Genomic DNA, 15,565 nt, shown 5'->3' with positions numbered 1-15,565 from the left:
TGTTCAGCTGTTGCAGCACTAACCTTTTCCTCTGATAAAAGGTCAGGATTAAACACGGCAAAAAGGGATGTACCAATACAAAACGTTGCAATAAATAATTTTTTCATTGTTCAAAAATTCCTCCATGTAGTTTTAATAAGAGATACCGATTCACGAATAGTGTGTAGCTAATGTGTCTCATTCTTCTGCTCACTAAAAATTTATTTGGTTTGCTCTTTATTTACTAATGCTGTGACACAAGTTGTTTCAAACTAGTTTGGTATTTTGTTTAGCGCTTTTTCTCTTTGAGCAGCAGTTAAACTAATGTAGTATAATACGGAAATTCAATCAGTAGAATAAAACAACATATTTTTTTCAGGAAAGCCTCCTTTTGCAACTTTTTTAGTAAAAGAAATTACATAACCGTCCATACTATATGCTACACGTAGTTCAGAATCAATATCTTTTTCAAAAAAAAGAGGGATTTACAGCAAGGTGAAGTGATTTGTCTACGGAATATTCACAAAAATAGAGAGTAATAAGTCGGTACTGGTCCTCCAAATTATTGGGTAGGTCATATTCGCCAGCATATGTCACATCATTAGCTTTGTGGATAATTTTTTACGGTATCACTTTCGAAGCGGCGAAAATCTTCGAGTAAGCAGATCATAGATTGGTGGTGCCCAAATGATACATAGTACAAAGAGTGAAAATGTAAATATATGGTATCCCTCTTATGTTCCAGCCTCACCTATATAATTCTGTTGAGATGTGTTATTGTTTTGCCGTCCAGCTCGATCGGTGTCACTTGCTGTGATCGCTCCCTACATATTAAGAGTACTCACTGTTTTACGATCCAATTCTCGACCAGTTGAATCCAAGGCAATTAAGAGTACCTTATCTCCCAGAATAATGTCTCCTCCACGAACGAAATACATGAACGTACCATTCGGGTTGAATGTTCCACCATGAGAAACCGTGCGTTCGTTTACAACCAATCGGATTTGTGTCACATCACCTGTATAGGATCCTGTAATATTGGTGTTACCTTGTGCCAAATGAAACGGATCTGGCGTTATCGTTCCTTGAGTGGCAATCACCTGTACCGTTTGACTGTCTAATTCTTGACCATCTGCGCTGTAGGCGGTAAGGGTGACATTATCGCCTAAATTAATCGTACCTGCACGAACAAAATAGCTGAAGTTTCCATCAGCAAAAGTTCCGCCTGTTGAAACAACATCACCATTTACAATTAAACGAGCTCGGGCGACGCTTCCTGTGTATGTTCCTGTAATAGTGGAATTTGAATTCAACACTTGGAATATTTCTGGATCAATGGTTCCAATGATAGCTATCAGCATAACTTTCTGTCTATCTAATTCTCGACCATCCTCATCAAAGGCAGTTAATACTACATCATCCCCAACCTCAATGACACCTGCAGGGACATAGTAGTTGAAAGTTCCATTTTCAAAGTCACCCCCTCGAGAAACAGATTTCCCATTAACTGTCAATCTAGCCTGAACCACGTCGCCCGTATACGTTCCAGCAATGGTAGAATTTGAGTTTACCACTGGGAATTCATTTGGCGTAATGGTACCTTGTGTGCCTGTAATGGATACCGTTTGCCAATCTAATTCTACATTATTCACATCAAAAGCAGTTATCACTACACTATCCCCAACTCCTATTGTGCCTGCAGGTACATAGTATCTGAAACGTCCATCTTCAAATGTACCACCCCATGAAATGACATCTCCATTTACACTGAGGCGAGCCCGTACCACATCTCCAGTATATGTTCCAGTGATATCCCTATCCCCAGATCTAAATGCATCTGGACTAATAGTTCCTTCTGTGCCTATAATCACTACAACTTGCCGGTCAAGCTCGTTGTGATCCTCATCATATGCTACGAGTACAACCTCGTCAAGAGCTGTAATATTGGCGTTTCTTGCAAAGTAGGTAAAGCTACCATTCGTAAATGTACCACCCCACGAAACAGAATGGTTATTGACTAATAAATTAGCACGAACGACATCTCCTGTATAGACTCCTGTAATATACATATCGTTGGTACGATAAGGAACTGGCGAAATTGTTCCCACTGTTGGAGCTTTCATAACTACTGTGGAAGCTATATTCGACAAAATACCATTGTGTTCTGCTTGAGCAGTTACTGTAATTCCTGCTAGTTGAGTAGGGATCGTGATCATGTAATTTCCTTGGTCATCTGCCGAACCTGTTCCAATAATTGCTGATCCACTCAGAATAGTCACGGTAGATTCAGGCTCAGCAGTGCCTGTAACACTGTTGGAATTTGTCATCAAGGAATGGATTGTAGTGTCTGCAATTGTGGCCACTTGCACGATTACAGTAGCAGTATTCGATACCACGTTTCCCGAGCTAGCTGTAGCCGAGATAATGCTATCTTTCAGTTGAGGTACAATTGTAATGTCATATCTACCATCAGTACTGTCAGCAAGCCCTGTTCCAATTGTTGTGGAGCCATTTCTAATAGTCACGGTAGATTCAGGTTCAGCAGTCCCCGTTACGTTAGTAGTGATGGTTGTCAAATCATCCATCAACGTTTTTGCAATAGGTGAGAATTGTGCAAAGTTTCCTCCTATTATTTTACCTATTTCATTAGATTTAAAATCTTGTTGGAAAGAAGCATTGTTCGAAATCAGATTTGTTTGTTGTGTATCACTGTTACCGATAAGCGTGAAGCTAGTGGTTAGTGGACCGCTATAAGTAGTTATTGGAGCGACCGAAAAATCCGATGCTCCTTGTTCCCACATTTGAAGTCCTTCTGAAGATGCAATACTCACAACTGTACTATCGGATGAAACTCCAAGTGGTGTCCCCGCTGCATTATAATTGGTAATCGAAAAATTAGAGCCTTCTTCTAAATTTAGTTTCCCAGAAGTCCCAACTGTACTCAAGGTACTATTGGAGCTTATTTCAAACGAAGAACCAGATTTTGCAGTAATATTCGGCCCTCCTGTAGTGTAACTACCAATTGCTCCGTTAGTCCTATTACCTCCAGTAATAGTCATATCACTTCCACTGTTCAAGGTTATAGTAGAATCACTACCATATATCGCTATATCTCCCGATTTTATGGTGATAGAGCCATTATTAATGAGTGATTGATTATCTTGCTCTTGATAAATCCCTACACCTTGTGAAGAAATATATATTTCTGCATTCTCCGATACCGTTAATTGATTTACTTGAAGGGCTGTCTCCGTAGTACCAGCATGATCAATATTATGGATTTCCATAAAGGCATCTTCTTGAATATTTATAGTATTGACTCTACCAATACCTGTATTGCTTATAAAGAACTCTGCAAAAGTAACTTCGCCAACACCATCAAATAGTGGTCCTTCAGCAGTTACATCTTGTATAGTGACAGTGCCTAATGATTGCTCAGAATCTATACTAGTAATAAGACTTGATGAAGTATTATTAATGTCTATATTTATTAATGTGAGATTACTATCAGTCTGCATGGTAAGATTGTAGCCATTAGAAAAAAAGGCTGTACATATTTCCTGTAATTGATTTAGTCCCCACAACCGTTTCAGTACCTTGAAGCGTGATATCATTAACTAAACTGATGTCCGATACAGCAGGGTCACTTAGAGCGCCTTGGAGTTCTTCCCAGGTACTGACTTCCACCGTATTTTCGAGCAAAGCTATGTCGTTACTTTGCTTGTTGTCGCGAGAGGTTTTAAATTGCTCCTTCGCTTCGTAATAGTTAGTTCTCCCCTCTTCTGCACTTGCGCTTATAGTTTGCCCAGATAGTATTACTTGGCTTGTAATAAGAGCTATCGCTAAACTAAAGATGCTTCCTTTTTTCAATAAATAACTTTTACCCATAAACAATTAAGCCTCCTTTGTTGATGAAATTCCCAAAAATTAAATAGCTACTGAGATTACATTTTCACCACCTCCACTGTTATAAATTCCTTCAAAACATCAATTACAAATGATATGAAAACGATCTCTTCTACCAGCCGGCACCTTACCAGCTGGTTGTTCTGATAATCCCTTCTTGAATATGTAATGCTTCCTGGTTGTTTCCAATCTGCCATTTTTCCACTTCATTTTTCTCGTTAGAATCGCCTGTTTTCTGTTGATAAGAGCTGCGAATTCCAACGCTGTGTACAAAAGAGAAAAGTTGTATAAGTAGCCACCTAATATTTTCCGTTTGTAGGATTTCAACAGATAAGGCATAAATATTTATGTTACATTACTAAATGATATCTGTTGCCTATATATTATGCAAGGAACATAAATGAAAAAAACGGAAAAATTTGAGATTAGATGGTTTTGTTCATTCAATATTCAAAAATAAACTGCAACATCTTATTTTTAGGGATATTACCCGATGCCCATCAACACGATACATACAACTATTTCTAAGTTCAAATTATGGTCAACGTCATTGTTTCTCGCCAGCCACCTCAAAAATTAGGGACAGCCGCGGACTTTCATCAACAGATTCGCAACTGCGCTTATTTTTTAGTACCTTGCCTTTAATTTAATACTATGCTGTGAAAAAAATCGTGATTCTGCCGATTACCAAAAAAAAAAGAGCCAAAAACGACTGTTTTTGGCTCTTTTAGAGAATCGTTCGTTATCGAATTTCCACTGCGCGCTCAGTACCCCTCTTCTATGGGAAATTTCATTCCGTTGATACTCTGAGACCTATTTTATCAAGATTTGTTATCGTTATTGAAAAACCTGTAGCGATTTTTTTTTTGACCTGAGGATGATCTAATTGTTAAGGTGTGAATGTTTTCAGGTATACCATCGACTCTAAATTTACCAGCAACACTATCTATCCAGCTAAAAGTATAACCAGTCCCATTAATTAAGACACCTGGAGCTACAGATGAATTAATTAGAAAATCTAGACGCCCGTCTTTACTCCTTACAATATTTTTAGCTGTAAGTACATTTTCATCAAGGTTTAATGAGAGACCTAGTAACTCTCGGTCAGCTTCATTAGTCGCATCCAATGAACGACCAAGCCCTTGGTTGTGGGCGTTAATTCTTTTTATTGCCCCTGGGCCAGAAAGAGCTGTTCCTGCCATATCACCAAGTGGTTGGTGATTAAGAATTCTGTTAGCTCTAATATCAAGGTATTCTAATTTCCGCAGAGAAGTAATTGGCATCATTCCATCTGTATCAATGCGGTTATTGTCAACATTAAGCTTCTCAAGGTTAACAGTGAATTCAAGCCCCTTTAAATTTGAAATATCCGCATTTGTAGCGGTTAAGTCAGTTAAATTCTCCAATTCCTCCGTTGTTATAGGCACATCAATATTTGAATCACCAGTTAATTTAAGTGCGACTGCTTTTGCTAAATTTTTGTCTGGGAAAAAATCACTGATTTTTCTCTCCAGGTCGGGAGATTCTAACGTGGATACTGTGATTCGATCACTTGATCCAAGCTGATTTCCAGCTTTGTCATGTGCACTTACCGTGTAGGTATAATCTGTACTATGATCCAGTTCAAGATGAGTAAATGTCAATGTTTCACCATCTTTTCTTCCTACTTCTTCTCCTCCTCGTTTAATGATGTGGTGAGCCACATTGGAATTTTCCTCCGATGCGTCCCATGCCAACGAAATCTCGTTATGTGTGACGTTCGTTGCTCTTAGATTTCTCGGATCCTCTGGTCTAACTATCTTTTCTGGTTCCAGACTCCAAAGTTGCGCATTTAGTATGTTGTCGGAATGATATACCTGAAGATTGGTGCCATTCGTTGGGTCTTCGTTATATACTGTCAATGCTTTACTCGGATCTTTCAGATTCCACAAGAGGTACCTATCGATGTATTTCTCTATTTTCCAATAACCTTCCATCCCTGTTTTTTCAGCGTCTTCCACGATAACATTGTCGGCATGTGCACTATCCCAAGCCATCACTTTGTTAGTATCTATCCCCACGCGTGATGCTCTATCCATATTTAATTTGTCGTTGGCTATATATATTCTGTACGCGGCTAATGCTGCAACAAATTCGAAACGCCAAAGCTGATCGTCGGAACCAATATAATTCATGATATCAACGTTGTCTGTCGCTTCCCTATTTGCCGCTTTCGTTTCATCCAGATTGCTTCTTATGGAATACGAACCATCTGCAATTGGATTGCTGATAATCGGATGTATCTCCCATTTTTGAGCGTCCCCTCCGTGGGAAGGCTGTACAGTGATGTCTGCTCCATTTTCTGGGAGTCCTCGATGAAAATCAAGGGCCATATTTGGTTCCGCAAGATTCCTCAGTATATATTTACCGGAGCTGTTGTCTATTTTCCAATAACCAACATCCCCTGTTCGTTCCGCTTCATACACTTGAACATCTTGATTATTGTTTACTAATATATAATTGGGATCTTGCACGCTGTGTATCCTATACGTATTATTGTATTCGGGGTGATATACCAACTTCCACTTTTGATTCGCACCCCCATGATAGTTCCATACATTGACATTACCGTAGGGTTCTACTTTATTTACATCAGCGACAAAAAAGGAATTACTACCTGTGCTCAAAGTATATTCGCCATCTTCGAGGGGGTGCTCATTGATGAATTCTAATGTCCATTTTTGCGCCACGGAATTGTTTGGTGGATATACCTGTACATTGCTCCCCTCTAAATCCAGCACATAATTCTTATTCGCGGGATCATTATTTTTTAGATTTGTCAGTGTACAAGAGTTATCTGCCCCTATATCTATTTTCCACCAACCATCGTCACCGGTGTCTTTATCTGGATATACCATCACATTCAGGCTGCCCTGCACACTACTATCCCAGGCCATCACTAAATTAGGATTTTGAACATTGAATATTCTGTAAGCATTTTTCTCTGCGTTATAATCCAGACGCCATCGCTGAAAATTCGTACCGTAATATTTATCCGTAGTCACATTTCCTTTCAGTTCGTCTTTTTGTAATGTTACAGCGTCATCAGGATTACTATCGGGTCTAATAATAAATTCACCGGATGCCTTTAATAGATCTACAATTTGGTGAACGTTTCCAGAAAAGCGGTTATCACTCGATATCCATGGCATCACCCACTTACCAGGCTTGAACCAGATTAGTTGGTTATCTCTATAGATGCCGTCTTCTTTTTTTATGGTTGTTTGTGGAGTGATACTATTCCGATCAAGTAGCTTAACTTCAGTGGCAACCCCTACTATGCCCTTTGGCAACTTGACCACTTGATTTTTCGCCGTGTAATCTAGGTTATTATTCGAATTAATCATGTTCTTCAGAGGACTAAGATCACGGATATGGTTCTCATCTAAACGTAGCTGTTTTAATTGTTTCAAATCTTTTAGAGGACTAAGGTCTTCGATTTCATTGTGATTCAAAAATAAAGATTCTAACTCGCTACAATCCTTCAACGGACTGATATCATGGATATCGTTATTATTATCCAAACTTAGCTGTTTTAATTGTTTCAAATCTTTTAGGGGGCTAAGGTCTTCGATTTCATTGTGATCCAAAAATAAGGATTCTAACTTGCTACAATCCTTTAACGGACTGATATCCATATATTCCTCTTCACTGACTTGACTATTCAGGCTTAGCGTTGTTAATGCTTTCAATTTTTTCAGTGGCTGGAGATTTAGCGCCTCTTCATCTAGCGTATCATTACCGTCCAGTGATAGGTCCTTTAACTGATCCAAAGCTTGGAGCCAATCCAGATTTCTGATGGCATTGTTTTTTAGACTTAAACGTGTCAGGCCTTTCAAATGAGCCAGAGGGTAAAGCTCGAGGATACTGTTTCTATCCAGTTCTAATGCTTCTATCCCTCTTAAATACTCCATTCCGTTGAGATCTGTTATGTTCTGGTTGCTTGCAGTGAATAGATTACCTGGTTGGTTACCTCGAAAATTTGCTAACTGTTCCCTTGTTACTTCCGTATCAACCGTAAGATTCATGGCTTGTGCCACGGATTTTGCTAAATTTTCATCTTTGAAAACTTCTTTTATTTTTCGAGTACCGTCTCGATACCATTCGATTATTTTTACTAGTTCCGCATCAATCCGGCGTCCAGCAAATAGGTTATTAGCTGCTGTACCGGTATTAATGCCTACTAAGGCTGGAGTGGAAGTCCCGTTAGTAACATAGATAGGACTTCCACTATATCCTGGAGAGGAAAATGCCGTGTGATTAAACAGCAATTTGGACGGACTTTCTCCTAGTATTTTACCGATTGATTGGAACATCTGATTATTTTCTACACCATCGATAGAAGCTGGATATCCATATATTGCAATGGGTAGGTCTGTAACATTATCCGTTGGTGGATGAAAAATAGCGGGGTAACCTACGGATGCAGACAGGTCATCCGCTGTTTCGATTATCGCCCAATCATGTTCCCCCAGAATGCCCGTTTGATTATACATCGGACTTAACACGATATTCCTTACCTCACTCATTCCGAATGGATTAGAAGCATTGTTCCTTGCTGGAATAACAGTGCAACTAGTAGGGAACTCGTTATTTTTAAATACAGCATGCGCATTGGTCATGAAAGCGGAGTGACCTATAGAAAATGCTGACGCTCGGTACATAATGCCATCGTAATTGAGTAGCAGTTGAGCTGAATACTTGTATGGCTCAATTGTAGTGTCATCAATCACTGTACTGTCGTCATTCTGTAAAATATTCTGAGATGTTTTAGTAGAAGTACTTCCATCTATCGTTGGAAGTTTGTCAAACGCCTTCCAGTCAAAATTTCCGCTGTCATCTATCAACCCAGCTACTTCCAATTCTGTCTGTATTTTCGGGTCCATTTGATCTGGTTTATCGGTACGCAGTGGATCATAGGCTTTCAGAATTTTAGCACCCATTTGTGATGAAGGTAGTCCGGAAGTTAGTTCCACTTTTGGACCGGCTATCCTCTCAGGGTTTCTTGTTACTTTTTCAGGGCTTTGTAAAGTTGGTTCCGCTATCATTATATTCATAGCGGCCGCCCTTGGCCCTAAGTTGATCCCTTCAAACGCTGAAGCGGCTTCTTCTGGTGTGATTGTTGCATTTGTATTACTAGGCGAGACAAAGAGTAATATTGCCATGATTAATAATAAAGTTCCCGAACATTGAAATATTTTTCTTTTTCTATTCATCATTTCCCCTCTTCCTTTGGTTATTTTATGCACATCAATGGTAGCATTAGTTTGTGGTGAAATCAAATTATTGTAAAAAAGATGAGCAGAATGTCTGGTAAAACGATTCCATCAGGGGGATGCAAGACTAGAGGAAAAATATAGAATTAACGAGAGACCCATTTCAAAATTAGGAGGCCTTAATATAGTCACTTTGGATGAAGATTATTTGTCTTTCTATACTGACCAAATGAATCATGCAGAATACGCAAAAGTAGCTTATCATGGATATTAACGACAACTACCACGAATCAACGACTCGCCAAGTTTGCATTACTATCAGCAACCGAGCATTGTAGTAACACACATGTCTAGTATAAGATTGAACCATCTTATGCAGATCCGCTGATTAAAGCCTGCGGGTTTTCCTAATGAGGGGAAAGAACGCGAAACAATGCCTTTGACCACAATTTAAAGTTAGAAATAGTTATGTTTAAGGAATAAAAACAGAATTGACAGACCAAAACGTAAAAAATAAGTCCACACATTTGGGAAAGTCGGAATTTGAAATGCAGTTATAAATACCGCAAGCCTTCCAAATATTTTCCGTATAAATTCCCATTACCACTAAAAATCAACCGACGTCGAGGTAGCGAAAAAGACCATATATCGTTATATAACACCCTTTTGTCTTTGCTATATCGCTATTTCCAGATAAGTATGCTACAAATAGCATAGATTTCCTTAGTTCATCCTATTAAATTTCCGTTAGATTGCTAACAAGCTAGTATAGGAACACTCCTTTCTTCTTCATTTTACCTAAGTCCATTGGATCACTACTCTCTTTTTAATGAGGGGCTATTTCACCATTTACGAAACTAAGTGAATATATTCACAATAAACTATGGACAAAGATCTTGTGAAGTGTTACACTTACTTTGTAAATAAGAAATCCAGAAAGATGACGGCGAGTCGACCGTCGCAATTTTTTTGGAATAATAGGGACATTTAATGTCACGATAGGACATTAAATGTCCCAATATCATTGGAGGGTTCACAAATGGCAATGAAAGAAAAAGCTATTAATGAAGTAGTAGAAGTTCAAAAAGTAATCGATACATTAGCAAGTAACGGACAAAGCGCACTAAAAGCGTTCGCCGATTTTGATCAAGAGAAAATAGATAACATCGTGCATGCGATGGCCTTAGCTGGTCTTGACCAACATATGCCACTTGCCAAACTAGCGATTGAAGAAACAGGTCGCGGAATCTACGAAGATAAATGTATTAAGAACATTTTCGCAACAGAATATATTTGGAATAACATCAAAGCAGACAAAACAGTCGGTATTATTCATGAAGATAAGCAAACCGGCGTGGTTGAAATCGCAGAACCAGTCGGCGTTATTGCTGGGGTAACACCTGTTACAAACCCCACTTCTACGACACTTTTCAAAGCGATCATTGCAATCAAAACACGTAACCCAATTATTTTCGCCTTCCATCCAAGCGCTCAAAAATGTTCTTCTGAAGCGGCTCGTGTCGTATATGAAGCAGCAGTTGCGGCAGGCGCTCCCGAACATTGTATTCAATGGGTAGAAAAACCATCTTTAGAAGCAACCAAACAATTGATGAACCATAAAGATGTAGCGCTCGTTCTCGCTACAGGTGGTGCGGCCATGGTTAAATCAGCGTACTCTACTGGTAAACCTGCACTTGGCGTTGGTCCTGGTAACGTTCCAGCTTACATCGACAAAACAGCGAAAATCAAACGCGCAGTGAACGACTTAATCCTATCTAAAACGTTTGACCACGGTATGATTTGTGCTTCTGAACAAGCGGTAATAGTCGACAAAGAAGTGGCAAAAGCCGTAAAAGACGAAATGGAAGCGAACAAATGCTACTTCGTTAAAGGCGCTGAGTTCAAAAAACTAGAAAGCTATGTCATCAATCCTGAAACACACGCGTTAAATCCAAATGTAGTCGGTAAATCCCCTGCTTGGATCGCAAACGCAGCTGGTTTCAAGGTTCCAGAAGATACAAAAATGCTAGTAGCTGAAATTAAAGGTGTGGGTGATGATTACCCACTATCTCATGAAAAACTAAGCCCCGTCCTAGCTTTCATTGAAGCAAAAGACCAAGCACAAGCCTTCGATCGTTGTGAAGAAATGCTCGTATACGGTGGTCTCGGTCATTCAGCAGTTATTCATTCTACAGATCGCGAAGCACAACTTGCATTCGGCCTACGCATGAAAGCATGTCGTATCATTGTAAACGCCCCATCTGCTCAAGGCGGAATCGGCGACCTTTACAATGGCTTCATTCCTTCCCTAACACTTGGTTGCGGATCTTATGGTAAAAACTCTGTATCACAAAACGTTAGCGCAACAAACCTTTTAAACGTGAAACGTATCGCAGAACGGAGAAATAATATGCAATGGTTCAAACTGCCACCAAAAGTATTCTTTGAAAAATATTCCACACAATATCTACAAAAAATGCCTAACATCGAACGCGTATTCATCGTAACTGACCCAGGAATGGTTCAATTCAAATACGTTGACGTTGTTATCGAACACTTGAAAAAACGTGGTAATGACGTTTCTTATCAAGTATTCGCAGACGTAGAACCAGATCCATCTGACGTTACCGTTTACAAAGGTGCAGAATTAATGAAAGACTTCAAACCAGATTGCATTATCGCACTTGGTGGTGGTTCCGCAATGGATGCTGCCAAAGGAATGTGGTTATTCTATGAACACCCAGAAGCTTCATTCTTCGGCTTGAAACAAAAATTCTTAGATATTCGCAAACGTACGTTCAAATATCCTAAACTTGGTGAAAAAGCGCAATTCGTCGCCATCCCTACTACATCTGGTACAGGATCTGAGGTTACTCCTTTTGCGGTAATTACAGATAAAGAAAATAACATTAAATACCCACTTGCAGATTACGAGTTGACTCCGGACGTAGCAATTGTCGATGCACAATACGTTATGACTGTTCCAGCTCACATCACTGCTGATACAGGTATGGACGTATTAACACATGCGATTGAGTCTTACGTATCTGTTATGGCGAGCGATTATACACGTGGATTATCTCTACGTGCTATCGAAATGGTATTCGAATCATTACGTGCTTCCGTTCTTGACGCAGACGAAGATGCTCGCGAAAAAATGCATAACGCTTCCGCTATGGCTGGTATGGCTTTTGCCAATGCTTTCCTAGGAATTAACCATAGTTTAGCACACAAAATCGGACCTGAATTCCACATTCCTCATGGCCGTGCCAATGCTATCCTTATGCCACACGTTATACGTTACAATGCAACAAAACCTAGAAAACATGCGTTGTTCCCAAGATACGAGTCTTATCGTGCAGACCAAGATTACGCACAAATCGCTCGCGTGCTCGGACTTCCAGCTTCTACAACAGAAGAAGGGGTGAAATCACTAGTTGATGCGATTATCAGCCTTGGTAAAGATTGCGGAATCGACATGAGCTTGAAAGGTCAAAACATTGATAAGAAAGCATTTGACGCAGTGGTTGATACACTTGCTGATCGTGCGTTTATGGATCAATGTACGACTGCTAACCCAGTTCAACCGCTCGTTTCTGAGTTGAAGGAAGTTTATATGAATGCTTATAAAGGTGTTTAATAAATAGTAATGCAAAAGAGGGCAGCCGATTTTTGGTCGTCCTCTTTTATTCATGTTAAGATGAAATTTTCATACTACCGGCATTTTCTTGGCATACTTGATTTTTTCGATGTACCCCGCTGCAAATTAGTACTGTCCGGATTTAAATTAAAGCTTTACCTCAGGTTGTGCATTTTCAGAGCGCAACGTATCTCATCTGTATTTGATAGTGTCTCATTTGAGCTCTTCTTTCTTGCTGAATAGTCTTCTTTACATTTCTTAAATTGTATAAGAGGTATACTCTCATACATCCGAAGAGTATACCCAACATATTAAAGTGGAAATATACAAACGCATCACAAAGTGATAAAACCTTTCTGGAAAAATGATTAAATAACTATTTTGATCATTTTCCATACTGTCAACTCATTAGTTTACATAATATAATTATTGTAACTTGATAATTTGCTAAGAAATTTTGTTTTTCGTTGGATTTATCAAGGGAAATCGCTTATACTTGCTCTATCACCTAGCGTGATAAACTAGTTTAGGAGGACATACTATGCCAATAACAATACCTTACTTACAATTTAACGGAAATGCAAAAGAGGCTCTGGATTTTTACGGAAATGCTTTTGGAGCCACGCCAACAATGGTTCAAACCTATAATGAAATGGGTGATTCTCGTGGGGATGAAGCCCTTGGAAACCGAATTGTACATGCTCGCCTTGAAAAAGATGGTGTCGAAATACTTTATTTCTCTGATTCCTATGTTGACGAATCATTAGTTCCTGGAAATATGCTCTCCATCGCATTCATGTTTGCAGATGAGGCTTCACTTAAGTCTACGTATGACATTTTAAGAGATGGCGGACAAGTGGGGATCGAACTTCAAGAAATGCCTTGGGGCGGGGTTTATGCAAAAGTCACGGATAAACTCGGTATTGAATGGCAACTCAATTGGCAAAAAGCATAAAATAGGGCGAGAAGCATGGTCATATTTAGTTGACTTGGCTCCTCGCCTATTTACTATTCCATATTCCCCAAGAGCGTCAGTGCTCCTCGTGCTTCATTATTTGAGTCTGGACAATGGTACGCTGAAAGTACGAAGGTCCGCGCCACCTGTTATTAAAATCGCATTTCCTGTAAACTCCATCATTTCAGCCTTCTTCCCTAAAGTATATTCACGCTTTATCATGGGAACTTAGACAATCCAAACAAAGCTAATCACGATTTTCGGTATGATACGGACAGGTCACAACATGATCATCAATCATCCCAATCGCTTGCAAATAAGAATAAATAATAACCGGCCCAACAAAAATAAAACCGCGTTTTTTAAGATCTTTGCTGATTCGCTCGGACAATTCCGTTTGAGCTGGCATTTGCGACATGTCTGTCCAATGGTTGATAATGGGCTCCCCATCTGAGTATCCCCAAATATAGTTCGCAAAAGAGCCAAACTCGGCCTGCACTTTCAAAAAAGCAATGGCATTTTTGCGTACTCCACCGATTTTTAGTTTATTTTTCACAATTTCTGCAGTTTCACGTATGTTTTCGAGCTCCTCATCGGTCATTGCAGCGCATTTATCTGGGTTAAATTGATGAAAAGCTTCTTTATATGCAGCTCGTTTATTCAAAATTAAACGCCATGATAATCCGGCCTGTGCGCCTTCCAAATTCAACATTTCGAATAGATATTGTTCGTTACGGCTTGGCACTCCCCATTCGTTATCATGATAAACTTGCTCTACCGTCTCGTTCATTGCCCAACCACATCGTTCTTGTTGTCCCATACTTTTCCCTTCTTTCTTCAGGCTTTAAATAAAGCTCGAACATCGGTTATCTCCGCTTTCGTTAATGTAGCATTCAATGTCTTCATATTTGCACGCACTTGTTCGGGGCTCTTCGCTCCTGGAATCACGACATCTACACCAGGAATGCCAAGTGTTGCCGCCAAGACGATATTCGCAATAGAGACGCCGTATTGATCTGCTAAACCTTGAAGACTATCCACTTTTGCAATGGTATCTAGATACGCTTGTCCTTGGAAATGCGGGCGATCTTTCCGGAAATCTTGCGGCGGATTCTGTGCTGTGAATTTCCCTGTTAGTAGGCCACTTGCAAGCGGTGTATATGGTATGAAAGAGATACCGTTCTCAGTACAATAAGGAATCATATCTGCCTCGAGTTCCGGATAAATTAAAGAATACTTATCTTGGACTACATCGACATAACCATCTTTATTCGCTATTTTCAGTGCTTCCATACTAAAATTAGATACACCAATCGCACGAATTTTACCGGCCTCTTTAAGTTCCTGCAAGGCTCCAACTGCTTCATCAGGAGGAGTTACGCCATCTGGAAAATGAATGTAGAATAAATCAATGTAATCCGTTTGCAAACGATCCAATGCGCTATCTACAGACTTCTTCAAAAAACCCGGAGAATTATCTAATGTCACACCGGCATCTGTCACAATGTGTGCGGCTTTCGTTGCCAAAATGACCTCTTGTCGGCGCCCAGTCTCTGCCAAAACCTCACCAATAAGCGCTTCTGAACGACCCAATCCATACATGAAAGCACTATCAAAAAAATCGACGCCTTCTGCTAAAGCTACACGAACTGTCTCACGGCTCACCTCTTCATCAATATTTTGAAATAGATTATGTGCGCCGATTGTATTTGCTCCAAAACCAATCGGCGTTACCAGAAGCCCAGTCTTACCGATCTCTACTTGTTTCCCCATCTGAAAAACCTCCTTAAATTATCGCTATAGCATATGATAGCATAAAAAAACATCGAA

At 39.7% G+C, this 15,565-nt stretch carries 7 protein-coding genes; 2 read left to right on the top strand and 5 right to left on the bottom strand.

What is annotated here, in order from left to right:
• Nucleotides 1–803 precede the first annotated feature (803 nt).
• The 3 genes from PGRAN_RS15485 to PGRAN_RS15480 all read right to left on the bottom strand — a co-directional run bounded on the left by PGRAN_RS15485 (nt 804) and on the right by PGRAN_RS15480 (nt 9,143).
• Nucleotides 804–3,038: an immunoglobulin-like domain-containing protein gene (locus tag PGRAN_RS15485; RefSeq protein ID WP_149023959.1), complete on the bottom strand. Its 2,235-nt coding sequence runs from the start codon at nt 3,036–3,038 to the stop codon at nt 804–806.
• 475 nt (nt 3,039–3,513) lie between these two features.
• Nucleotides 3,514–3,867 (bottom strand): pectate lyase-like adhesive domain-containing protein, encoded by a 354-nt coding sequence (locus PGRAN_RS02825; protein ID WP_036064892.1) that lies wholly within the window; start codon nt 3,865–3,867, stop codon nt 3,514–3,516.
• Between the two features lie 839 nt (nt 3,868–4,706).
• A complete protein-coding gene (locus PGRAN_RS15480; protein ID WP_077914562.1) occupies nt 4,707–9,143 on the bottom strand; it encodes an RICIN domain-containing protein in 4,437 nt (1,478 codons plus the stop codon).
• A gap of 1,036 nt (nt 9,144–10,179) precedes the next feature.
• Here PGRAN_RS15480 and adhE point away from each other — a divergent pair.
• Nucleotides 10,180–12,780 carry a bifunctional acetaldehyde-CoA/alcohol dehydrogenase gene (adhE, locus tag PGRAN_RS02810; RefSeq protein WP_036064888.1) on the top strand — a complete coding sequence of 867 codons (2,601 nt, stop codon included), beginning with the start codon at nt 10,180–10,182 and terminating at the stop codon, nt 12,778–12,780.
• 541 nt (nt 12,781–13,321) lie between these two features.
• Nucleotides 13,322–13,735, top strand: coding sequence for a VOC family protein (locus tag PGRAN_RS02805; RefSeq protein ID WP_036064886.1), 414 nt, complete (start codon nt 13,322–13,324; stop codon nt 13,733–13,735).
• Between the two features lie 247 nt (nt 13,736–13,982).
• Here PGRAN_RS02805 and PGRAN_RS02800 read toward each other — a convergent pair whose 3' ends face one another.
• Both PGRAN_RS02800 and PGRAN_RS02795 read right to left on the bottom strand, forming a co-directional pair.
• On the bottom strand, nt 13,983–14,555 hold the full coding sequence (locus tag PGRAN_RS02800; protein ID WP_036064884.1) for a DNA-3-methyladenine glycosylase I: 573 nt from the start codon (nt 14,553–14,555) through the stop codon (nt 13,983–13,985).
• Nucleotides 14,556–14,572: 17 nt separating this feature from the next.
• The gene (locus PGRAN_RS02795; RefSeq protein ID WP_036064882.1) at nt 14,573–15,508 is read right to left on the bottom strand and encodes an aldo/keto reductase; all 936 of its coding nucleotides are present in this window, start codon (nt 15,506–15,508) and stop codon (nt 14,573–14,575) included.
• Between the last annotated feature and the right edge of the window lie 57 nt (nt 15,509–15,565).

It is taken from the genome of Listeria grandensis FSL F6-0971 (assembly GCF_000525835.1).
Lineage (GTDB): Bacteria > Bacillota > Bacilli > Lactobacillales > Listeriaceae > Listeria_A > Listeria_A grandensis.
This window is presented reverse-complemented; position numbering and strand designations above follow the sequence as displayed.

Excerpts from the sequence above, each read along its gene's own strand:
- adhE (WP_036064888.1), top strand. The coding sequence starts at position 10,180 with ATGGCAATGAAAGAAAAAGCTATTAATGAAGTAGTAGAAGTTCAAAAA.
- PGRAN_RS02795 (WP_036064882.1), bottom strand. The coding sequence starts at position 15,508 with ATGGGGAAACAAGTAGAGATCGGTAAGACTGGGCTTCTGGTAACGCCG.
- PGRAN_RS02805 (WP_036064886.1), top strand. The coding sequence starts at position 13,322 with ATGCCAATAACAATACCTTACTTACAATTTAACGGAAATGCAAAAGAG.
- PGRAN_RS15480 (WP_077914562.1), bottom strand. The coding sequence starts at position 9,143 with ATGATGAATAGAAAAAGAAAAATATTTCAATGTTCGGGAACTTTATTA.
- PGRAN_RS02825 (WP_036064892.1), bottom strand. The coding sequence starts at position 3,867 with ATGGGTAAAAGTTATTTATTGAAAAAAGGAAGCATCTTTAGTTTAGCG.
- PGRAN_RS15485 (WP_149023959.1), bottom strand. The coding sequence starts at position 3,038 with ATGACTATTACTGGAGGTAATAGGACTAACGGAGCAATTGGTAGTTAC.
- PGRAN_RS02800 (WP_036064884.1), bottom strand. The coding sequence starts at position 14,555 with ATGGGACAACAAGAACGATGTGGTTGGGCAATGAACGAGACGGTAGAG.